The 22,138-nt window shown below is 75.4% G+C and carries 18 protein-coding genes; 9 read left to right on the top strand and 9 right to left on the bottom strand.

Annotated elements, in window-relative coordinates:
- Window positions 1–361: 361 nt before the first annotated feature.
- The 3 genes from ACH4OA_RS29390 (at window position 362) to ACH4OA_RS29380 (ending at window position 4,167) form a co-directional block, all read left to right on the top strand.
- Entirely contained in the window at window positions 362–1,126 is a 765-nt protein-coding gene (locus tag ACH4OA_RS29390; RefSeq protein ID WP_397941832.1) for a class II aldolase/adducin family protein, read from the top strand.
- A 227-nt stretch (window positions 1,127–1,353) separates the two neighbouring features.
- A complete protein-coding gene (locus tag ACH4OA_RS29385; protein WP_397941874.1) occupies window positions 1,354–2,481 on the top strand; it encodes an alpha/beta hydrolase in 1,128 nt (375 codons plus the stop codon).
- Window positions 2,482–2,901: 420 nt separating this feature from the next.
- A complete protein-coding gene (locus ACH4OA_RS29380; protein ID WP_397972235.1) occupies window positions 2,902–4,167 on the top strand; it encodes a hypothetical protein in 1,266 nt (421 codons plus the stop codon).
- Between the two features lie 16 nt (window positions 4,168–4,183).
- Here ACH4OA_RS29380 and ACH4OA_RS29375 read toward each other — a convergent pair whose 3' ends face one another.
- Both ACH4OA_RS29375 and ACH4OA_RS29370 read right to left on the bottom strand, forming a co-directional pair.
- Window positions 4,184–4,597, bottom strand: a complete 414-nt coding sequence (locus ACH4OA_RS29375; RefSeq protein WP_365883418.1) for a VOC family protein — start codon at window positions 4,595–4,597, stop codon at window positions 4,184–4,186.
- A gap of 41 nt (window positions 4,598–4,638) precedes the next feature.
- Window positions 4,639–5,529: a neutral zinc metallopeptidase gene (locus ACH4OA_RS29370; protein ID WP_397972143.1), complete on the bottom strand. Its 891-nt coding sequence runs from the start codon at window positions 5,527–5,529 to the stop codon at window positions 4,639–4,641.
- A gap of 1,381 nt (window positions 5,530–6,910) precedes the next feature.
- Here ACH4OA_RS29370 and ACH4OA_RS29365 point away from each other — a divergent pair.
- The 4 genes from ACH4OA_RS29365 (at window position 6,911) to ACH4OA_RS29350 (ending at window position 10,778) form a co-directional block, all read left to right on the top strand.
- Entirely contained in the window at window positions 6,911–7,573 is a 663-nt protein-coding gene (locus ACH4OA_RS29365; RefSeq protein ID WP_397948201.1) for a hypothetical protein, read from the top strand.
- Between the two features lie 127 nt (window positions 7,574–7,700).
- Window positions 7,701–9,299, top strand: coding sequence for an ABC-F family ATP-binding cassette domain-containing protein (locus ACH4OA_RS29360; protein WP_365879991.1), 1,599 nt, complete (start codon window positions 7,701–7,703; stop codon window positions 9,297–9,299).
- Window positions 9,300–9,635: 336 nt separating this feature from the next.
- Entirely contained in the window at window positions 9,636–9,857 is a 222-nt protein-coding gene (locus ACH4OA_RS29355; RefSeq protein WP_004002281.1) for a helix-turn-helix domain-containing protein, read from the top strand.
- 117 nt (window positions 9,858–9,974) lie between these two features.
- A complete protein-coding gene (locus ACH4OA_RS29350; protein ID WP_397941838.1) occupies window positions 9,975–10,778 on the top strand; it encodes an enoyl-CoA hydratase/isomerase family protein in 804 nt (267 codons plus the stop codon).
- Between the two features lie 789 nt (window positions 10,779–11,567).
- On the opposite strand, the gene ACH4OA_RS29345 is transcribed toward ACH4OA_RS29350, so the two are convergent.
- The 5 genes from ACH4OA_RS29345 to ACH4OA_RS29325 all read right to left on the bottom strand — a co-directional run bounded on the left by ACH4OA_RS29345 (window position 11,568) and on the right by ACH4OA_RS29325 (window position 16,502).
- The gene (locus ACH4OA_RS29345; protein ID WP_397972141.1) at window positions 11,568–12,323 is read right to left on the bottom strand and encodes an SDR family oxidoreductase; all 756 of its coding nucleotides are present in this window, start codon (window positions 12,321–12,323) and stop codon (window positions 11,568–11,570) included.
- 5 nt (window positions 12,324–12,328) lie between these two features.
- Window positions 12,329–14,113, bottom strand: a complete 1,785-nt coding sequence (locus tag ACH4OA_RS29340; protein ID WP_397972139.1) for a glycoside hydrolase family 15 protein — start codon at window positions 14,111–14,113, stop codon at window positions 12,329–12,331.
- A 62-nt stretch (window positions 14,114–14,175) separates the two neighbouring features.
- On the bottom strand, window positions 14,176–14,985 hold the full coding sequence (locus tag ACH4OA_RS29335) for an SURF1 family protein (protein ID WP_397972137.1): 810 nt from the start codon (window positions 14,983–14,985) through the stop codon (window positions 14,176–14,178).
- Window positions 14,986–15,034: 49 nt separating this feature from the next.
- Window positions 15,035–15,268, bottom strand: a complete 234-nt coding sequence (locus ACH4OA_RS29330) for a hypothetical protein (protein WP_397972134.1) — start codon at window positions 15,266–15,268, stop codon at window positions 15,035–15,037.
- 238 nt (window positions 15,269–15,506) lie between these two features.
- Window positions 15,507–16,502 (bottom strand): DEDDh family exonuclease, encoded by a 996-nt coding sequence (locus ACH4OA_RS29325; protein WP_397941844.1) that lies wholly within the window; start codon window positions 16,500–16,502, stop codon window positions 15,507–15,509.
- A gap of 265 nt (window positions 16,503–16,767) precedes the next feature.
- Between ACH4OA_RS29325 and ACH4OA_RS29320 the strand changes: the two genes are divergently transcribed.
- Together ACH4OA_RS29320 and ACH4OA_RS29315 are read left to right on the top strand one after the other, a co-directional pair.
- On the top strand, window positions 16,768–17,478 hold the full coding sequence (locus ACH4OA_RS29320; RefSeq protein WP_365879977.1) for a VIT family protein: 711 nt from the start codon (window positions 16,768–16,770) through the stop codon (window positions 17,476–17,478).
- Window positions 17,479–17,773: 295 nt separating this feature from the next.
- Window positions 17,774–18,823 carry a zinc-dependent alcohol dehydrogenase family protein gene (locus ACH4OA_RS29315; protein ID WP_397941846.1) on the top strand — a complete coding sequence of 350 codons (1,050 nt, stop codon included), beginning with the start codon at window positions 17,774–17,776 and terminating at the stop codon, window positions 18,821–18,823.
- 31 nt (window positions 18,824–18,854) lie between these two features.
- On the opposite strand, the gene ACH4OA_RS29310 is transcribed toward ACH4OA_RS29315, so the two are convergent.
- Together ACH4OA_RS29310 and ACH4OA_RS29305 are read right to left on the bottom strand one after the other, a co-directional pair.
- Entirely contained in the window at window positions 18,855–20,369 is a 1,515-nt protein-coding gene (locus tag ACH4OA_RS29310; RefSeq protein ID WP_397972131.1) for a CoA transferase, read from the bottom strand.
- A gap of 67 nt (window positions 20,370–20,436) precedes the next feature.
- A complete protein-coding gene (locus ACH4OA_RS29305; protein WP_397941849.1) occupies window positions 20,437–21,966 on the bottom strand; it encodes a S8 family peptidase in 1,530 nt (509 codons plus the stop codon).
- Window positions 21,967–22,138: the final 172 nt, after the last annotated feature.

Below are 22,138 nucleotides of genomic sequence, written 5' to 3'. Positions count from 1 at the left end.
ACCTTGGGAGTCACCGTCGCCCCGGGGGCCGCCGGAGCCTCGGCGGTCACCGGAGCCTCGGCGGGCGCCGGCGGCCCGGCCGACGCGGTGGCGGTGCCCGTGACGGCGAGGGCCACCACCGTGGCCGTCGCCAGGACACCGGCGCGGCGGCGGGCAAGGGTGTGGTCGCGGGGCATGCGTCTCCCGGGGTGGCGGACTTCGGGCGCCCCTCGCCCGCACGGGCGGCGGTCGCCCCGTGGGCAAGCGGGATCATTGAAGGCCGGTCGGTCACGCGATGTGGGCAGATTTCAGGCGTTTCGCACCGTAATCAGCCCGTTCGGCCGACTCCGCCCGCCCGGCGGTCGGCTGGCAGGATCGGCACATGGCTGAACGGCGACAGAACACGGACGACGGACGGCGGCACACGGACGACGGCCGGCAGGACGTACCGCCGGACGCGGCAGGGAAGGGCGTACCGCCGGTCGCGGCACGGCAGGACGTACCGCCGGACATGGCGCGGCTCTGGACGGAGCTGGTCGCGACGGCGCGCCGGACGGTCGCCGACGGGCTGGTGGTCGGCACCTCCGGCAACGTCTCCGCCCGCCTCGGCGACCTCGTGCTGGTCACCCCCTCGGGCGTGCCCTACGACCGGCTCACGCCCGCCGACCTCACCGGCGTCGACCTCACCGGCCGCCAGGTGCTCGGCACGCTCCGCCCGACCAGCGAACTGCCCATGCACCTCGCCGTCTACCGCACCACCGACGCCCGCGCGGTCGTGCACACCCACGCCGTGCACGCCACCGCCGTCTCCACACTCGTCGCCGAACTGCCGCCGGTGCACTACATGACCGCCGCGCTCGGCGGCCCCGTCCGGGTCGCGCCCTACGCCGCCTACGGCACCGGCGAACTGGCCGGGAACATGCTCCGCGCCCTGGCCGGCCGCTCCGGCTGCCTGCTGCAGAACCACGGCACGGTCACCTACGGCGCCACCCTCGACCAGGCCTACGACCGCACCGCGCAGCTCGAGTGGATGTGCCGGCTGTGGCTGACGGCGTCGGCGGTGCCCGGTCTGACACCGACTTTGCTGACCGAGGCACAACTGGAGGAGGCCGGGGCACGCTTGAAGGGGTACGGCCAACGGAGGTGACCCCTTTGCCGAGCAGCGACGCGTTCCCCCGCCGCACGCCCCTGCCCGCCCCGTCCCGCTCCTTGCCCTCCTACCTGAAAACCCTGACCGGCCTGGTCCGCCCGGCCGGCGACGGCACCCGGCCGCGGCGCGCCCGGCCGGCGCCCCGCCCGCCCGGCCGCCACCGTCCGTCACTCCCGGCCGGCCTTCCGCTGGCCGCCGGCCGCGGCCCCCACGACACTGGTGCCGTGCGCACTGCCAAGGCGACCGCCGCCGGACTCACCGCCGTCCTGGCCGCCGGCACGGCCTCCGTGGTCGCCGGCCGGCTCGCCAGCGACGCCGCGCTCAGGGCGCCCGCGGGCCGCCCGCTGCCCACCGAGCCCCGGCTCACCGTGCACGGCGCGGGCGCCGGCGGGATCACGCTCACCCGCGACCTGGCCACCCTGCGCCCCGGCGTCTACGGCCTGGCCGGCGACGGCTCGCACGCGGTCGTCGGCCCGGTCCTGGAGTCGGCCGAGCACACCGCCGACACCGTCGTACGGCGTCTGGACCGCGTCACCCACGGCACCTTCGCGGCCGGTGACGCGGCCTGGCTCACCCCCAACCTGTACGTCGGCAACCCCGCCAGCGCCCTCGGCCTCGACCACGCCGACGTCGACGTGCCCGGCGAACTCGGCGCGCTGCCCGCCTGGTTCGTGCCCGGCCACCGAGACACCTGGGTGATCGCCGTGCACGGGCTCGGCACCACCCGGGAACACGCCCTGAACGTCATGGGCTTCCTGCACGGCCGCCGGCTGCCGGTCCTCGCCCTCGCCTACCGCGGCGACCTCGGCGCGCCCCGCCCGCCGGACGGCCTCAACCACCTCGGCCAGACCGAGTGGCGGGACGTCGAGGCGGCGATCCGCTACGCCGTCCGCTACGGCGCCCGCCGGGTCGTCCTGCTCGGCTGGTCCACCGGCGCCACGATGGTCCTGCGCGCCGCCGCGCACTCCGCGCTGCGCGACCGTGTCTCCGGGCTGGTCCTGGACTCGCCGGTGCTCGACTGGGCGGCCACGCTGCACGCCCTGGCCAGGGCCCGGCACACCCCGCGGCCGCTGCTGCCGCTCGCCGTGCGGGCCGCGCAGGGCCGGGCCGGACTGCACGCCGACCGGGCCGCCGAGGCCGCCTGGACCGACCGGCTCCGGGTCCCCACCCTGGTCGTCCACGGCCCGGACGACGAGGTCGCCCCATGGGAGTACTCCCGCCGGCTGGCCCGGCGCCGCCCCGACCTCGTCGCCCTGCACACCGTCCCGCACGCCCCGCACGCGGCGATGTGGAACGCGGACCCCGAGGAGTACGAGGAACGGCTGCGCCGCTTCCTGACCCCGCTGATGTGACCGGCGGTCCCGGCCCGCACCGCCGCCCGCCACCGCGTCCCGGCCCCGCCTCCCGGCCCGTCGGCGGCGGGCCGGGAGGCCGTCGGCGCGGCACCCGGTGCCACGGTCCGCAGCGCCGGTGCGCGGCATTCCGCTTAAGGCCGGCAAGGCGGTGCGGCTGGCCGGATCACGCCCGTCCCGCCCCTTTCGGACGCCGTGCGTTGGCCAGTCCCGTCGCCCGCCGTGACATTCCGTTTGGGTTTTCGGACCGTCAACCGGAAGACTGCACCCGTGACGTCCCGTATCCCGCGCGACTCCAGGCTCCGACTCGTCCGCTCTCGACCCCTGGCCGCCGCCCCCAGAGCCGTGGACCAGCGGCGCCCGCGCCGCCCCGCGCCCCGGCCGCCGGAGGGCACGCCCGCCCCCGCGGAACTGGCCGGAATGGCCCGCGCCCAACTGGCCGGCGCGGTCCGCGTCGCCCGCTGGGCCGACGCCGCCCTCGGCCCCGGCCGCGACGGCGCCACCGCCGACGGCAAGGCCACCCTGTCCGCCGCGACCGCCGAACGCGCCGCCGCCGACCTCGGCCTGAGCGCGGATCAGATCTGCGCCGACTGGGACACCGCCCGCCTCGCCGGACTGGTCGAGGTGCACGGCGACCGGGCCCGCCCCGGCTGGCGGCTGCGCGCCTGGGACCGCGACGACAGCGCCGTACTGCGCGGCTGGGTCGCCCTCTTCGACGCCTGGTCGCTCGCCTGTCCCGAACCGGACGGGCACGAACCGGCCGCCGTCGCCGAGGTCGTCTCGGCCATGCCCCAGGTGCTCTCCCTCCTCCAGCTGTCCGCCGGGCCGGTCCCCGTCGAGCAGCTGCTCGACCTGCTCCAGCAGCGGGTCACCGAACTGCGCACCGAACGCTGCGAGGTCGCCTACGAGCCCGGCACCGGCCGGCCTGCCGGCGCCCCCGTCCCCGCGGCCCCGGCACCCGCCGACGCCCCGCTCGCACCCCTGCTCGACTGGGCGCTGGGAGCCCTCGCCGCGGTCGGCGCCCTCACCTACGGCTCCGGGCAGGCCACGCTCACCCCGCTGGGCAGCTGGGCGGTGTGGGTCAAGCTGGAGCAGATCTGCGTGGCCGCGCAGAGCCCGGCCGGCAACATCGAGCAGTCCGCCGAGGACATGCTCCGCGGCTGCGCCCAGCTCCGCCCCAACGCCGCCCGTGCCGAGTACCGCGCCTGGCTCGCCGCCCGCCCCGTCGGCAGCGCCGTCACCGAGCTGGTCGCCGCCGCCCGCGGCGACGACGCCCTGCTGCGCGGGCTCGCCTTCGAGGCGCTGCGCGTCGTCGGCGCGCCCGCCGAGCCCGACGTACGGGCCGTCGTGGACGAGCCGGTCCTGCGGCCGTACGCCCTGCTGTGGCTCGCCGAGCACGACGGCGTCGACCCGGAGGACGCCCATGAGGTGCTCACCCGCGAGGAGGCCACCTGGCTGTGGGTGGACACCGCCGCCGCCGTCGCCGACCACGGCGAGGCGCCGATGCTGGTGCGGCACCTGGAGTCCGCGGTGCAGCCGACCGTGCCCCAGCTGCTCGACGAGGTCCGCGCCGTCGGCCACCCGCGCACCGTGCAGGTCCTGGTCGCGCTCGCCGCCGCCCACCCGGACCCGGCCCTGGCCAAGGCCGTGCGCCGGGCCGCGTTCCAGGTGCACACCGGGGGATGACCGGAGGCGGGACGGCTCAGCTCCCGATCTCGGGGGCGTACGTCCCGAAGCTCCAGACGTTCCCCTCGACGTCCCGGGCCAGGTAGTCCCGTGAGCCGTAGTCCTGGTCGGTCGGGGGCATCAGGATCTCCACGCCGTGCGCCACGGCCCGCTCGTGGTGGGCGTCCACGTCGTCCACCACGACGTACACCCCGGCGGGGCCCGCGTCCGCCAGCGCCGTGTCGAACGGACCGCCGCGGCCCCTGGAGCCGATCATCACCGCGCCGCCGCCCTGGACCAGCTCGGCGTGCAGCACCGTGCCGTCCTCCGTCTCGTACACCGTCAGCTCGGTGAAGCCCAGGGCCGTGGTGAGCTGTCTGATCGCGGCCTTCGCGTCCGCGTACAGCAGCGTGGGGTAGACGCTCGGCCGTCCGCCGCCCGTGCCCGCCATGCCGACCACTCCCTCGCGCCCCGGTTGGCCCGGACGACGCCTCAGCCGAACGTGTCGCACCGCGCCATGTCGCCGGTGCGGTAGCCCTCCCGGAACCAGTCCTGGCGCTGCCGCGCCGACCCGTGCGTCCAGGTCTCCGGCGTCACCCGGCCCTGGAACCGCTCCTGGATCCGGTCGTCGCCCACGGCCGCGGCGGCGTTCAGCCCGTCCTCGACGTCGGCGGCCGACAGGCTGGTGATCAGCGGGCGCCCGGTCGACTCGTCGGGCGTGGTCGTGGCGTGCCGCGCCCACACGCCGGCGTAGCAGTCCGCCTGCAGCTCCGTGCGCACCGAGCCGCTGTTCTCGCCGGTCAGCCCGTCCTGGGAGCGGCCGAGCACGCCCAGCAGGTCCTGCACGTGGTGCCCGTACTCGTGCGCGATCACGTACGCCTGCGCGAAGGGCCCGCCGGTGGCGCCGAACCGGGTCCGCAGTTCTTCGAAGAAGCCGAGGTCCAGATAGACCCTGCGGTCGCCGGGACAGTAGAACGGCCCGACCGCCGAGCTCGCGGTGCCGCACGCGGTGCCGATCCGCTGGCTGAAGAGCACCGTCGGCGCGGTGTCGTACGTCCGGCCGCGCCGCCGCAGCTCCTGGTCCCAGTAGTCCTGGACGCTGTTCACCACGGCGACCGCCCGGCAGTCGTCCCTGCTGTTCGCGTCCCGGCCGGTACGGCACGACCGCTCCACCTGGTCGAGGGAGGAGGCGCTCGGCGCGGCCTGGTCACCGCCGGAGGACAGGCCGAGCTGGTCCGGCCCGATGCCGAAGAAGAGGCCCAGCAACAGGGCGATCAGACCGACGACACCGCCTCCGACGGTCGCCCGGCCGCCGGGGATGCGGCTGCCGCGCACATCCCGCACCTCGGAGGTGTCCAGATCAGCGTCGTCGTCGAACTGCACGCGCTACCGCCTTCCGACCGCGGTCCCTCCGGAACCGGTACATCCTTACCCCGTTCCGTTACCCCCGCCACCGGCGAACACCCGGGCGAGGGACTTCCCCGCCCACCCGGACCCGGCGCCGGGCCCCGGCCACCGGGCGTCGTTACGCTGCGGCTGAGCCGTACCCGTGGACAGCGAAGGGGGAGAGGTGCCCGCACCACCCCACCGAACTTCCCCACCGCCCACACCCGCGCCGGTCGGCCCGCCCGCGCCCGCGCACGTGTCCGCGCCCGCACTGGACGGCCCACCCGCACCGGCGCCGGGTGGGCAGTGCGCGTCGGGTGAGTCGCGCGGGTCCGCCCCGGGCGCGCTGCCCCCACCCGCGCCCACACCGGTCGGCCCGCCTGCACCGGCGCCGGGTGGGCAGTCGGCGTCGGGTGAGTCGCCCGGGTTCGCCTCGGGCGCGCCGTCCGGGTCCGGTCCGGGCGGGCCGTCTCGGGCCGTCTCGCCCGGGTCCGTGTCGGGCGGGCAGTGCGCGTCGGGAGAGTCGCGCGGGTCCGCCTCGGGCAGGCCACCCGCGCCCGCGCCCGCGTCCGCGCTGGACAGCTCATCCGCACCCGCGCACGTGTCCGCGCCCGCGCTGGGTGGCCCGCCTGCACCGGCGCCGGGTGGGCAGTCCGTGTCGGGCGGGCCACCCGGGTCCGCCCCGGGCGCGCCGCCCGCACCCGCGTCCGCGCTGGACCGCCCCTCCGCGCCCGCGCCGGGTGGGCAGTCGGCGTCGGGTGAGCCGCCCGGGTTCGTCTCGGGCGGGCCGTCCGGGTCCGGTCCGGGCGGGCCGTCTCGGGCCGCCCCGCCCGCGTCCGCCCCGTCCGCCCCGTCCGCCCCGTCCGCACCCCCGCCCACACCGGTCGGCCCGCCCGCGCCCGCGTCGGGTGGGCCGACCGGTGTGGGTGAGCCGCCCGGGTCCGCCCCGGGCGCGCTGCCCCCACCCGTGCCTGCGTCCGCCGTGGACCGCCCATCCGCGCCCGCGCCGGGTGGGCAGTCCGCGCCGGGCAGGCTGCCCGCGTCCGCCCCGGGCGGGCCGTCTCGGGCCGCCCCGCCCGTGTCCGACTTGGGCCGGGCGCCCGGGAACGCCTTGGGCGGGGCGCCCGGGAACGCCTTGGGCGGGGCGCCCGCGCCCCCGGAAAGGCCGCCTGCCCTCGCCCCGTACCCGGCGCCCGCTCCCGACCTGCCCCCGGCGTCCAGCCCCGCCCCGCGCCCGGCGTCCAGCCCCGCCCCGCGCCCGGCGCCCACCGCCGGGCCGTCCGGGCCGTCCGGTGACCGTGCGCGTTCGTGGCCGGGGCCGGCGGTCCGGGCCGTTGCGTCGCGGGGCGGGCTGCCGTGTTCCGGGCGGGCCGTCGCGGTGCTCCTCGGAATCTGTCTGCTCGGCACGGCGCACCAGCTGCGGCCCGCGCCCTACGGCGACCGGCTCCTGCCCTCCGCGCGCGCCGACCGGCAGCCGGACGCCGTCGCGTGGGTGCCCCGGCTGCGGGGAGCGGCCGTGGCCGCCTACGACACGCGCACCGGTGCGCTGCGCTGGAGCTACGCGCGCGCCGGGCACCGCCCGGTGGCCGTGCTGCCCGCGCGCGGGGAGGCGATCACGCTCTGGGACGACGGGCTGCTCACCGACACCGACGGCCGCTCCGTGCGCTGGCACCGCGCCCTGCCCGACGCGGCCGAATGGCTCCCGGCCCACGGCGGCACCGGCGTCCTGCGCCCCCTCGGCCACGGCATCCTCGCCGTCGTCACCCCGCACCGCGTCACCGCGTACCGCACCGCCGACGGCGACCTGCGCTGGGTGCTGCCCGCCCGCGCGGGCTGCGCGTTCCGGCCCGAGAGCGCGCTGCGGCGGGGCGCCGCCCTGCTCCTCGCCCAGCCGTGCGCGGACACCGCCTGGACCGGCCAGCTCGTGGCCCTGGACGACCTGGGCCGGATCGCGCCCGGCCGCACCCCGCTGGGAAACGAGCCGCCCGGCCCGTCCCCGGCGCCCCCGCACGCAGGAAAACCGCTTGCCCGGCCCCGTTAGACTGGGCCCATGGCCATTCTCCTCGCGCATTAGACGGCGGGAACGCCCTCAGCCGCCCACCCGTCAACCCTCCCCCGAGCGCTCGGCTCCGCTCGAGCAGGGGTAACCATCGCCCTGGAGTCTGTCCGTGATCTCCGCCTCCGGTATCGAGCTGCGCGCCGGTGCGCGCGTCCTCATCGAGAACGCCACCTTCCGTGTCGCCAAGGGCGACCGCATCGGCCTCGTCGGCCGTAACGGCGCAGGAAAGACCACCCTCACCAAGTGCCTGGCCGGCGAGGGCATCCCGGCCGCCGGCACCATCACCCGCTCCGGCGAGGTCGGCTACCTCCCGCAGGACCCCCGCACCGGCGACCTGGACGTCCTCGCCCGCGACCGCGTCCTGTCCGCGCGCGGCCTCGACGTACTGCTGCGCAAGATGCGCGAGAACGAGGAGCGGATCGCCAGCGGCAAGGGCTCCACCCGCGAGAAGGCCCTGCGGCAGTACGAGCGCCAGGAGACGGAGTTCCTCACCAAGGGCGGGTACGCCGCCGAGGCCGAGGCCGCCACCATCGCCGCCGCGCTGAACCTGCCCGACCGGGTGCTCGGCCAGCCGCTGCACACGCTCTCCGGCGGTCAGCGCCGCCGTATCGAGCTGGCCCGGATCCTTTTCTCGGACGCCGACACGCTGCTGCTCGACGAGCCCACCAACCACCTCGACGCGGACTCGATCACCTGGCTGCGGGACTACCTGAAGTCCTACCGCGGCGGCTTCATCGTGATCTCCCACGACGTCGACCTCGTGGACACCGTGGTCAACAAGGTCTTCTACCTGGACGCGAACCGGTCCGCGATCGACATCTACAACATGGGCTGGCGGCTCTACCAGCAGCAGCGCGAGGCCGACGAGAAGCGCCGCAAGCGGGAACGCGCCAACGCCGAGAAGAAGGCCGCCGCGCTCAACGCCCAGGCCGACAAGATGCGCGCGAAGGCCACCAAGACGGTCGCCGCGCAGAACATGGCCCGCCGCGCCGAGAAGCTGCTCTCCGGTCTCGACGACATCCGGATGTCCGACAAGGTCGCCAAGCTGCGCTTCCCGGAGCCCGCGCCCTGCGGCAAGACCCCGCTGATGGCCGAGGGCCTGTCGAAGTCGTACGGCTCGCTGGAGATCTTCACCGACGTCGACCTCGCCATCGACAAGGGCTCCCGGGTGGTCATCCTCGGGCTCAACGGCGCCGGCAAGACCACGCTGCTGCGCCTGCTCGGGGGAGTGGAGCAGCCGGACACCGGAAAGGTCGTCCCGGGCCACGGCCTCAAGCTGGGCTACTACGCGCAGGAGCACGAGACCCTGGACCCCGGCCGCACGGTCCTGGAGAACATGCGCTCGGCCGCCCCGGACATGGACCTGGTCGAGGTCCGCAAGGTGCTGGGCTCGTTCCTGTTCTCCGGCGACGACGTCGACAAGCCGGCCGGTGTCCTGTCCGGCGGCGAGAAGACCCGGCTCGCCCTGGCAACGCTCGTGGTGTCCTCGGCGAACGTGCTGCTGCTGGACGAGCCGACGAACAACCTGGACCCGGCCAGCCGCGAGGAGATCCTCGGCGCGCTGCGCACCTACAAGGGCGCGGTCGTCCTCGTCACCCACGACGAGGGCGCCGTCGAGGCGCTCCAGCCCGAGCGGATCATCCTGCTCCCGGACGGCGTCGAGGACCTGTGGGGCTCCGGCTACGCGGACCTGGTCGCCCTGGCCTGAGCGTAGGGCCTGATCCACTACGGGTGGATCATTCGGCCCATCCGTGATCCATCATCTGTGTGAGATCTCCTCGTATCGGGGTGTGTCGTACACGGATTTTCCGGCCGATCCCCCGGCAGTCGGGGGGTCGGCCGCTTCGCGTTCCTGACCTGGCACTTCGTGAATCCGCCCGCACTGGTCCCCGGCCGCCGACCGCTGGAATCTCTCCTTCCGGTTGTGGGGAACCGCTCCTGTCGTCACAACGATGTCTCACCGACCTTGCCGAATGGGTGGCCATCGGGCGCGGGAGGGGTGATCATGAGGAGACCAGAGCGCACTTCCCATGAGGAGGCACGGGTGGCCGAGACTCTGAAGAAGGGCAGCCGGGTGACCGGCGCCGCGCGCGACAAGCTCGCGGCAGACCTGAAGAAGAAGTACGACTCCGGTGCGAGCATCCGGGCGCTGGCCGAGGAGACCGGCCGCTCGTATGGCTTCGTGCACCGGATGCTCAGCGAGTCGGGCGTCACGCTCCGTGGGCGTGGCGGGGCGACCCGCGGTAAGAAGGCCGCTTCGTCCTGACTACGGGCGGCCCATCGGCTTCGATGGTGGCTACCCGGTCGGCGGACCGACCGGCCGGGTGGTTACTGTGCAGTCACTTAGCTCAGCTCTGCTGACCGCACCCATCGGAGGCACTCCATGGCTTCGTCCGCGCAGGACCTCGCTCCCGCACTCGACAAGGACGGCGTACGGCTCACCGTCGACGACGCGCTCGCCACGGTGACGCTGACCAACCCGGCCAGGCGCAATGCGCAGAGCCCCGCCCTGTGGCGGGCGCTCGCGGAGGCCGGGCGGCTGCTGCCGGGCTCCGTCCGGGTCGTCGTGCTGCGCGGCGAGGGCGTGTCCTTCTCGGCCGGGCTGGACCGTCAGATGTTCACTCCGGAGGGCATCGAGGGCGAGCCGACCTTCATCGACCTCGCGCGCCGTGACGACTCCGCGCTCGACGCGACCATCGCCGCATACCAGGAGGCGTTCACCTGGTGGCGGCGGACCGACATCGTGTCCATCGCCGCCGTCCAGGGCCATGCCATCGGGGCCGGTTTCCAGCTCGCGCTCGGCTGTGACCTGCGGGTCGTCGCCGACGACGTCCAGTTCGCCATGCGCGAGACCAGCCTCGGTCTCGTCCCCGACCTGACCGGTACCCACCCGCTGGTCGGCCTGGTGGGATACGCCCGCGCGCTGGAGATCTGCGCGACCGGGCGGTTCGTCGGGGCCGAGGAGGCGGTGGCCAGCGGCCTGGCCAACCTCGCGGTGCCCGCCGGGGAACTCGACGGCGCCGTACGCGACCTGGCGGCGGCCCTGCTGGCGGCGCCCCGGGACGCGGTCGTCGAGACCAAGGCGCTGCTGCGCGGCGCCGTCGACCGTACGTACGACGAGCAGCGCGCCGCCGAGCGCGCCGCCCAGGCCCGACGCTTGCGCGACCTGGCCGGCCTCGGCGACTGAACCCCGCGCCCACCCCACACCCCCGGCCCACCAGGACCCCACCCGACGACCCCGACAGAGCTGCCCCTACGGCCCGCCACCCGCAGACGGCCCGGCAGGGGTGACGCCTAAGGGGCCGCCACCCGCCGACGGCCCCGGCGGGGCTGCCCCCTACGGCCCGCCGCCGCTTGCCGACGGGCCCGGGGGGAGTGACGCCTATGGGTCCGGCGCTTGCCGGCCTGCCCGGCGGGAGTGACATCTGCGGTCCGCCGCTTGCTGGTCCGCCCGGCAGGAGTGACGCCTACTGGCCCGCCGCTTGCCGACCGGCCCGGCGGGGCTGCCCCCTACGGCCCGCCGCCGCTCGCCGACGGGCTCGGCGGGTCTGCCCCCTACGGCCCGCCACCGCTTGCCGACGGGCCCGGCGGGGCTGACGCCCGCCACCCGCCACCCGCCGGCGGCCCGGCGGGTCTGCCCCCTATAGGGCCGCCGCTTGCCGACCTGACCGGCAAGGGTGACACCTACGGGCCCGCCGCTCGCCCACGGGCGCAGAGGGGCTGACCCCTAAGGTCCCGCCACCCGCCGGCGGCCCGGCAGGGATGACGCCTACTGGCCCGCCACCCGCCGACCGGCCCGGCAGGCTGCCCCCTACGGTCCGCCACCGCTTGCCCCCGGGCCCGGCAGGGCTGCCCCCTACGGCCCGCCGCCGCTTGCCGACGGGCCCGGTGGGGCTGCCCGCTACGGTCCGCCGTCTATCGGCGGCCTTTCGCCGGGCAAGGCGGGCCGGGTGCCGGTCTGTCCGGCGGGCCGGGGTCAGAAGCCGTGGCGCATGCCGCCGTCGACCGGGACCATGATCCCGGTCAGATACGACGCGGCCGGGGACAACAGGAACGCCGCGACCCGGCCGAACTCCTCCGGCCGCCCGTACCGGCGCAGCGGAATCCGTGACTCGTTCGCGGTGCGGGTGGCCTGCGGGTCGGCGGACAGCCCGTCCAGCTCGCGCACGCGGTCCGTGTCGATCCGGGCCGGCAGCACGCCCACCACCCGGATGCCGCGCGGCCCCAGCTCGTCGGCGAGCGACTTGGCGAACCCGGCCAGCCCCGGCCGCAGCCCGTTGGACACGGTCAGTCCCGGGATCGGCTCGTGCACCGACCCGGACAGCACGAACCCGACGACCCCGCCCTCCGTCAGCTCGGCCGCCGCCGCGCGGGCCATCCGTACCGCGCCGAGGAAGACGGACTCGAACGCCTCGCGCCACTGCTCGTCGGTGTTGTCGGCGACGAACCCGGGCGGCGGCCCGCCCACGCTCACCAGCACGCCGTGGAAGCCGCCGAAGTGCTCCCGGGCAGCCGCGATCAGCCGTTCGGGAGCCTGCGGATCGGCGTTGTCCACGGCCACGCCCACCGCGTCCGGGCCCAGCGCGGCGGCGGCGTCGGCGACCCGCTGCCCGTCCCGGCCGGTGATCACCACCTTCGCCCCGTCGGCGAGGAGCTCCCGCGCGACGGCGTTGCCCAGTCCCCGGGTGGCTCCGGTGACGACGTACACCCGGTCCTTCAGTCCAAGATCCATGGCCCCTATACTGCCCGCTCCCCGCCGAACAGCGTGAGGGCGGTGTTCACCAGGCCGACGTGGCTGAACGCCTGCGGGAAGTTGCCCAACTGGCAGCCGGCCGCCGGATCGTACTCCTCGGCCAGCAGCCCCACGTCGTTGCACAGCCCCACCAGCCGGCCGAACAGCTCGCGGGCCTCCTCCGCGCGGCCGGTCAGGTACAGCGCGTCGGCCAGCCAGAAGGAGCAGGCCAGAAAGGCACCCTCGCCGCCCGGCAGCCCGTCGATCTCCGAGTCCTCGGTGTCGTAGCGGCGCAGGAAGCCGCCGTGCCCGAGGTCGCCGCGGATCGCGTCGACCGTGCCGACCACGCGCGGGTCGTCCGGCGGCAGGAATCCGGCGCGCGGGATCAGCAGCAGCGCGGCGTCGAGTTCCCGGGAGCCGTAGTACTGGGTGAAGGTGTTCCGCTCCGGGTCGTAGCCCTTCTCGCACACCTCCCGGTGCACCTCGTCCCGGAACCGGCGCCAGCCCGCCAGATCGCCGCTCAGCTCGGGGTGCGCCTCCAGCGTCCGCACGGCCCGGTCGACGGCCACCCACACCATCACCTTGGAGTGCACGAAGTGCCGCCGGCCGCCCCGCACCTCCCACAGCCCCTCGTCCGGCTGGCGCCACGCGGACTCCAGGAACGTGATCAGAGAGCGTTGCAGGGCCCACATGTGCGGCTTCGGGGACAGCCCGGAGGCGCGGGCCAGCGACAGCGAGTCCATCACCTCGCCGTACACGTCGAGCTGGAGCTGGTCGACGGCGCCGTTGCCGATGCGGACGGGCGAGGAGCCGGCGAAACCGGGCAGCCACGGCAGTTCCGTCTCCGGCAGCCGCCGCTCACCCGCGACGCCGTACATGATCTGCAGGTCGGCCGGGTCGCCGGCGACCGCGCGCAGCAGCCAGTCCCGCCATGCCTCGGCCTCCTCCAGGTAACCGGCGGCCAGAAGCGTGCCGAGGGTGAGGGTGGAGTCGCGCAGCCAGCAGTACCGGTAGTCCCAGTTGCGCACACCGCCCGGCTTCTCCGGCAGCGAGGTGGTCGCGGCGGCGACGATCCCGCCGGTCGGGGCGTAGGTGAGGGCCTTGAGGGTGATCAGGGAGCGGACGACCACGTCCCGGTACGGCCCGTCGTAGCGGCACCGCCGGGCCCAGCGCCGCCAGTCGGCGACACTGCTCGCCAGCGCCTCGTACGGGTCGATCAGCGGCGGACGCCTCTCGTGCGAGGGATGCCAGGTGAGCACGAACGCGACCCGGTCGCCCGCGCCGACGGTGAACTCCGCGTGGGTGCCGAAGTCCTCACCCCAGGCGGGCACGGCCGGCTCGGTGCGCAGCCAGGCCGAGTCCGGGCCGGCGACCGCCACCCGGTGGCCGTCCGAGCGGCGCATCCACGGGGTGATCGAGCCGTAGTCGAAACGCAGGCGCAGCGTGCTGCGGACGGTGACCCGGCCGCGCACGCCCTCCACGATCCGTACGACGTCCGGGGCGCGCTCGCGCTGCGGCATCAGGTCGGTGACCCGGACCGTGCCGTCGGCGGTCTCCCACTCGGTGTCCAGGACGAGCGTGTCGCTCCGGTAGGACCGGCGCGTGCACACCTGTGCTCCCCGGGGCGCGATCCGCCAGTGGCCGTGGTCCTCGTCGCCCAGCATCCGGGCGAAGCAGGCACCGGAGTCGAAGCGCGGCAGGCACAGCCAGTCGATCGAGCCGTCCTTGCCGATCAGGGCCGCGGTCTGCTCGTCCCCGATGAGGGCGTAGTCGTCGATGCGCGCGTTCACGAGGTGCGGTTTCCCGGCGGGCCCGGGGGCCAACCAGGCGGGCCGCCGGGGGAGTGACGCGGTCAGACGGTGGCCGGCTCACCCGGTTCGCTCGGCTCGCTGCGCCGCTCGGCCGCGGCGGCCTCCTCCTGCTCGCGGATCTCCCGCCGGACCAGGAACCACCAGCCGACCGGGACGCCGGCCGCGAACAGCCACCACTGGATCATGTAGGCGTAGTTCAGCGGGGCGTCCTCGCTGCCCGGGTCGGAGATCTGCTCCGGGGAGCCGCCCGGGGGTTCGGGCGCGGTCTGCTGGATGTAGCCGCCGAGCACCCGCGCGTCGAGCCGCCGGGCCTCCCGCGCGCTGTCGATCAGCATGATCTGCCGGTCGGGGAGGCCCGTGACGTTCTTGATGCCGCTGGCGGCGGTGGTCTCGTCGGCCATCAGCCGGCCGGTGACGGTGGTACGGCCGGACGGCGGCGCGGGGACCTCGGGGAAGGCCGTCTGCGCGCCGTTCGCGGGGACCCAGCCCCGGTTGACCAGGAGCACCTTGCCGTCGTCGAGGACGAAGGGGGTGAGGACGTGGAAGCCGACCTCGCCGTCGGCGTTGGTGCGGCGGCGGACCACGACCTGCTGCGCGGTGTCGAAGGCGCCGGTCGCGGTGACCGTGCGGTACTTCTCGGTGCGGGTCACCGCGTGCCCGGGCGCGGTCAGCCGCTCCACCGGGACCGGCTTGGCGTGCAGCGCGGCGGAGACCAGGTCGTTGCGGGCGGTGCGCTGCTCATAGCGGTGCTGCTGCCAGAAACCCAGCTTGACCATCGTCGGGATCAGCGCGATCGCGACGAGGGTGAGGATCACCCACTGGCGGGACAACAGGAAGCGGTAGCGGTGCACCCCACGACGGTACCTCCGCGCCGTGGGGTGCCCGGAGGCGGGTACCGGGTCATACCCGGTCGGCGACCCCGGCCCTCCCCTCGGCGCGGGCGCAGTGCGCGCCGCAGTACCAGTGCCCCTCGGCCTCCACACCCTGGCCGATGATCTGCACCCGGCAGTGCTCGCAGATCGGGGCCATCCGGTGGATCGCGCAGGAGAAGCAGTCGAAGACGTGCACCGCGCCCTGCGCGTGCACCTCGAAGGTCATTCCGTAGTCGTTGCCGCATACTTCGCATGTCGCCATGCGCCACAGGGTGAGCCGTCGCCGATTCCGGGGCGAGCGGGACCCGGGTGAGTCGGACGGCAAATCACCCGTTCGTACGATCACCCGTCAGTGGCGGTCACCCGTCGGTGGCGGTCACCTGTCTCGGTGGCGGCCAACCGTCGATGGCGCGCGTCCGTCCGTCAGAGGCGTGCGCCGTCAGAGGCGTGCGCCGCCAGTGGAAGCCTGCCAGTGGAAGCCCGTCAGCGCTGTGCGGTTCTCAGCGGGGCGTCTGCTCGTCGGCGGGCTCGACGTCCCCGAGCAACTGGCCGAACGCGGCCTCGTCCACGATCGGCGTGCCGAACTGCCGGGCCTTGACCGTCTTGGAGGTGCCCGAGTCGGGGTCGTTGGTCACCAGCAGGCTGGTCAGCCGCGAGATGCTGGTGGCGACGTGCAGTCCGGCCTCGGCGGCGCGGTCCTCCAGCAGCTCCCGCTCGGTCGACGTGTCACCGGAGAACGCCACCCGCATGCCCTGTTTGAGTCGTTTGCCGTCTTCGTAGCGCCCCGGGTTGGGATAGGGGCATGCGGGCCTTTTGCGGGAGGGGCGCCAACCGCCCGCCCGGTAACCGCCGTAGCCGGCCGACGCCTGCCGGGGCACCGGCCGGTCCGACCACTCCGTCAGCGGCCGGCACTCCAGCAGCGGCAGCCGTACGCCGCCCGCCGCCGCGGCCCGCAGACTGGGCCGGAACGCCTCCGCCAGCACGCGCGCGTCGTCCAGCGCGTGGTGCGCCCGCTGCTGGACGACCCCGAAGTGCGCGGCCAGCGACTCCAGCTTGAAGTTGGGCAGCGGCAACCCCAGCTCCTTCGACAGCGCGATGGTGCACAGCCGCTGCCGCACCGGCGCCGCGCCGCGCACGCGCGCGTACTCCCGCGCGATCATCTGCCAGTCGAAGACGGCGTTGTGCGCGACGAGCACCCGGCCGTCCAGCCGCGCCGCGAACTCCTCGGCCACGTCCGCGAACAGCGGCGCGCCCTCGAGCAGCTCGCTCGTCAGGCCGTGTATCCACACGGGCCCCGGATCGCGCTCCGGGTTGACCAGCGTGTACCAGTGGTCCTCGACCTCGCCGTACGCGTCCAGCCGGTACACGGCCGCGGAGATGATGCGGTCGTCCCGGGCCAGGCCGGTGGTCTCCACGTCAACAACCGCGTATCCCTTCGGATACGCGGCCGGCCACGGCGTGGCGGAGGACACTGCGGTCGCACGGTCTTCGAGCATGGTCACTGAGGATACGGGCCACGACTGACAGCCCGGTCCCTCAGGTCCCCGCCCGCGCCCCCGGCTCGTCCGGCCGCTCGGCCACCGCACACCTGCGCGCTCCGCCAAGGGGCCGCGGGGGCAGGCGACTTCGGCCGGCCGCACGGTCGAGGCCCGGCAGGGCCGGCCTCGGTGGGTGCCGCCCGCGGCCGGCCCGGGGCGGTGCGGGGGCCGGGGCGAGCGTCGGTGCGGCGGTCGTGGCACCGCGGGTGGGATCCTCCCTGCTGTGACGGAATCCACGCACGACGAGAGCCATGGCGGCGCGCTCGGGTCGCGGCTGAACTGGCTGCGGGCGGCGGTGCTGGGCGCGAACGACGGCATCGTCTCCACCGCCGGACTGGTCGTCGGCGTGGCCGGCGCGACCGGGAGCCGCGCCGCCCTGCTCACCGCCGGACTGGCCGGGCTGCTGGCCGGCTCGATGTCCATGGCGGCCGGCGAATACGTCTCGGTCTCCACCCAGCGCGACTCCGAGATGGCCGCGCTGGCCGTGGAGCGACGGGAACTGCGCGAGCAGCCGGAGGCCGAACTGCGGGAACTGACCGACCTGCTGGTGCAGCGCGGCCTGTCCGGCGAGGTGGCCCGCGAGGCCGCCGAACAGCTCACCGCCCGGGACGCGCTGCGGGCGCACGCGCGCGTGGAGCTGGGGATCGACCCGGACGGGCTGGCCAACCCCTGGCACGCCGCCTGGGCCAGCTTCCTCGCCTTCACCGTGGGCGCGCTGCTGCCCCTGCTGGCCATCGTCCTGCCCCCGCCCGGCCTGCGGCTGCTCGTCACCGTGGTCTCCGTCCTGGCCGCGCTGGTCCTCACCGGCTGGAGCAGCGCCCGGCTGGGCGCCGCCGACCCGAAGCGGGCGGTGCTGCGCAACCTGGCGGGCGGGGTGCTGGCGATGGGTGTGACGTATGCGGCGGGGAGCCTGCTGGGGGCGGTGGGCGTGTGAGGGCACCGGCCGGCCGGACGTCACCTCCAGGTCGGTGTCGTACAACTCCGGTCCGGTGCACGGCAGTTGTCCGCGCGGTCCGGGGTGCGGGGTGCACATCGGCGGCCCGGCCGTCAGCCGGCGAGGTTCCGGCGGGTGGTCACCGCCTCGCCGGGACCCGCCGGCACCGGCGCCCGTCCGGTGGCGCGGACGGCACCTCGCCGCGCGGTCCGCGGGCGGGGCGACGTACCGTGAAGGTCGCCCGGACCGCCCGGGGCATCCGACCCGGCACGACCTCCACGAGAAGGACCCCGTCATGCGCGCCACCACCATCCACGCCCCGTACGACCTGCGTGTGGAGGACGTGCCCGAGCCCGTGGTGCGACTGCCCACCGACGCCGTCGTCCGGGTGCTGCGGGCCTGCATCTGCGGCAGCGACCTGTGGGCCTACCGGGGCGAGGCGGCCCGGCAGCCGGGCCAGCGCATCGGGCACGAGTTCCTGGGAGTGGTGGAGGAGACCGGCTCCGAGGTGAGCGGCGTCCGGCGCGGTGATCTGGTGGTCGCGCCCTTCATGTGGTCCGACGGCGTCTGCGCCTACTGCCGCGAGGGCCTGACCACCTCCTGCGAGCATGGCGGCTTCTGGGGCACCGTCGGCTACGACGGCGGGCAGGGCGAGGCCGTCCGGGTGCCGTTCGCCGACGGCACCCTGGTGCGGCTGCCCCGGGAGGCGGCCTCGGACGAGCGGCTGCTGTCCGCCCTGCTGACCCTGTCCGACGTGCTCGGCACCGGCCACCACGCCGCGCTCGGCGCGGGCGCCCGGCCCGGCGCGACGGTCGCGGTCGTCGGCGACGGCGCGGTCGGGCTGTGCGCCGTGCTGGCCGCCAGGCGGCTCGGTGCCGAGCGGATCATCGCCCTGGGCCGGCACGAGGTGCGGACCGGTATCGCGCGCCGGTTCGGTGCCACCGACGTCGTCGCCGAGCGCGGCGACGCGGCCGTCGAGGCCGTCCGCGAGCTGACCCGCGGTCAGGGCGCGCACGGCGTGGTGGAGGCCGTCGGCACCGAGCAGTCCATGCGGACGGCCGTGCACATCACGCGCCCGGGCGGCGCCATCGGCTTCGTGGGCGTGCCCCACGGCAGCGGCACCGGTCTGGACCTCGGTGTGATGTTCGACCGGAACATCGCGCTGCGCGGCGGTGTCGCCCCGGTCCGCGCCTACATCCCCGACCTCCTGCCCGACGTCCTCGACGGCACGATCGACCCCTCGCCCGTGTTCGACATGACCGTGGACATCGAGGGCGTACCGGCCGGTTACCGGGCCATGGACGAGCGCACGGCCCTGAAGGTGCTCGTCACCAACGGCGGGTGACCCGCGGTCCGCACGCGGCCGGCCGTGATCCTCAGCCCGTGCCGTCGGTGCCGGCCGGTGCGGTGGACCAGCGGGCCGGGTCCGTGCCCCAGGGGGCCGGCGGCCGGGCCCAGCCGGCGGGGCCGCCCGTGAAGGACACGGCCGGGCGGGCGTGCCGCAGCCGGCCCAGGGCACTGCCGGTCTCGGCCAGCCAGGCGTCCGGACCCGGGTACGGCGCCTCTCGGACCGGACCCGGACGCGACGGCTCCCCGGCTGAACCCGGGCACGGCGGCTCCTCGGCCGAACCTGAATACGGCGGTTCCTCGGCCTGGCCCGGGTTCGGCGGCTCCTCGGCCGAACCCGGCCCGATGCCGGTCGTCAGCCAGTGCGCGGTGCGGGCCAGCGCCAGCCGGACCAGCCGGCTCCCGCCGTCGTACGACTGCTCGGTCAGCGCCCGCAGCACGGCCGCCGCCAGCAGATAGCCGGTGCCGTGGTCCAGGGCCTGCGCCGGCAGCGCGCCGGGCTCCCCGGCCGCGCCCTCGGTCACCGCGATACCGGTGGCGGCCTGCACCAGGCTGTCGAAGCCCCGCCGCCCGCCCCACGGCCCGTACGCGCCCCACGCCGACACCTGCGCCACGACCAGGCCGGGCCGCCGCCCGGCCAGCGCCCGCGGGGAGAGCCCGAACCGGTCCAGGGCGCCCGGCCGGTAGCCGGTCACCACCACGTCGGCCGTGCGCACCAGTTCCTCGAAGACATCCCGGCCGGTGTCCAGGCCGAGGACGGCGGACCGTTTGCCGAAGCCCGTGTCGGCGTGGCTGTCCGGCAGTTCCGGCAGCCACGGCGCGTCCAAGCGCAGGACGTCCGCGCCGAGCAGGGCGAGGGTGCGGGTGGCGACCGGGCCCGCCAGCACCCGGGTCAGGTCCAGGACGCGCAGCCCGGCGGCGGGCAACAGGGCGGTGGCGTCCGGAGCGAGCGGCGGGAACACGCGCGCGGGTGCCGCGTCCAGCCGTTCGCGCTCCACCAATGGACGCGCGGCCACCGCGGCGGCCTGCGGGTGCGCCCGCCACTGCGCGGGCGTGCGCAGGGCCACGGCGAGGCCGCCGGCGGCGGTGACCGTCTCCTCCACCTCCAGCGCGCGGCGCCCGGCGAGCCCGGCGGCGGCCCGCTCCACCGGGGCGTCCTGCGGCAGTCCCAGCGCGCCGAGCAGCCGGGCCCGGTGATGCGGGTAGTTGGCGTGGGTGCGTACCCAGCCGTCGGCCGTCCGCCAGAACCGGGACAGGGGCGCGAAGGCGACCGGGGGCCGGCCGTCGACGCGCAGCAGCCGCTCGCTGTGGAAGGCCGCCGCGACCGCGCCGTCGTCGACCCGGACCTCCGGCGCCGCCCCGGACCCGGTCCTGCGGGCCGCCAGCTCCGCGGCGGCCAGCCCGCAGACGCCGGCGCACGCCCGGGCCAGCTCCCGCACGGGAAGGCGCGCGGCGAGCACGCCCTCCCGCGACACGGCGGTGAGCCGGGGGAGCCGGGCGGGAGTACCGCCCAGCGCGGACCACGCGTACATGATTGGAGTCATGACTGCACTATGCATGATCGACTCAATCAATATATGGAGCGACCGCGCTGGCTCCCGGTACAGCCGTCTACCTGGTCACTGCGGCCAGTGCGTCCACCAGGCCCCAGCCGTAGAAGCCGTTGCGGTTCCGCGATCCCTCGCAGACGGCGTCCACCTTGCCGTCACCGTTGATGTCGTACGGGTCCGTGCACGGCGTGGCGGTGGCCTCCGCGTACAGCAGTGCCTTCACGGCGGCCGCGGGCGCGTGCGGGTGGGTTGACTTGATCAATGCGGCGACGGCGGCGACATGCGGGGTCGCCATGGAGGTCCCGGACATGTACCCCCACTTGCCGCCCGGCAGCGGGCCCAGGATCTGGCCGCTGGTCGCCGGGGGCGCCGGGGTCTGGTAGGCCGTGTTGTCGCCGCCCGGCGCGGCCACGTCGACCACACCGAGGCCGTAGTTGGAGAAGGACGACTTCAGCCCCTTGGCGCCGGTCGCCGAGACCGTCACCACACCCGGCAGCTGGGTCGGGATGTCGTAGCACTCGTGCGGGTCGATCACCCGGCTCGACGGGGTGCCGTCGTTCGGCGAGACCGGGTCGGTGATCGCGTCGGACGCCAGGTCGTACCGCTCGTTGCCGGCCGCCGCGACGTTGACCGCGCCCTTCCGCTCCGCGTAGCCCGAGGCCCGCCGGACGGCCGTCACGAGCGCCTTCTGGTCGGGGTCGGTGGAGCAGTTGAAGTACCACGGGTCGGTGTAATAGCTGTTGTTGGTCACGTCGACGTGGTGCTCGGCCGCCCAGACGAAACCGCAGACCACGGCCTCGGTGTAGAAGAAGCCGCCCGGCGTGCCCACCTTGATGCCGGCCACCTTCACGCCCGGCGCCACGCCCGTGACGCCCACGCCGTTCCTGGCCGCCGCTATCTCGCCCGCCACGTGGGTGCCGTGCGGGCTCTCCGACGCGCTCGGCCGCCAGGCGCCGTCCGTCGTGTCCGGCTTGCCCGACACGCAGTTGACGGACGCCGCGCGGTCGAAGTTGGGCGCGATGTCCGGGTGGGTGTCGTCGACGCCCGTGTCGATGACGGCGACCGTGACGTCCGGGCTGCCCAGCGTCTTCTCGTGCGCCCGGTCCGCCTTGATGGCCGGCAGGTCCCACTGGAGCGGCTCCAGCGGGTCCTGGCCGTCGGCGGCCCGCACCGCGGAGATCTCCCCGGCCGTCAGCGCCTTCGGCGTGCCCTGGTCGGTGGTGGACTCGGTGGGCAGCGGCGCGGTGCGCGTGGCACCCGCCGAGTCGACCCCGGGCACGGCGCGGAGCGCCTGGGCGAAGCCGGGGTCGGCGGAGTGCGCGACGATCACGCCGATCGCGTCGTAGCTCGTCACGACGGTGCCGCCGGCGCGGATGATCGCCCGCCGCACCGACTCGATCGTGCGATGGTCCTTCCGGGTGTTGACCACGTACGACAGGGTGGGGCCGTCCGCCGCCCGTGCCGCCGGGACCGCCGGGCCGGCCGGGGCCGCCGCGGAGGCCGCCGACGGCAGGAAGCCGAGCGTGGCGGTCAGCGACAGCACGGCCGGCACGGCGAGCGCGAGCCGGCGGCTGGAGCGCAGATGAGCCATGGGATCTCCACATCATCCGGATACGGGGCCGCCCGAGCGGGGTGGGTGGCTCGGGCAGGTACATGACGGGTGGTGCAGGGCGAAGCTATCTCCCGGAGCTGATCTCCGAAAGAGTCCCGCCGGCTTGAACCACCCCGCGCGGGGCGCCGTGACCGTGAGGGGGCGCACGAGG

Source organism: Streptomyces sp. NPDC017095 (genome assembly GCF_044332325.1).
Taxonomy (GTDB): domain Bacteria; phylum Actinomycetota; class Actinomycetes; order Streptomycetales; family Streptomycetaceae; genus Streptomyces.
Note: the sequence above shows the minus strand (reverse complement) of the source record. Positions and strands in the feature narration are given on the sequence as shown.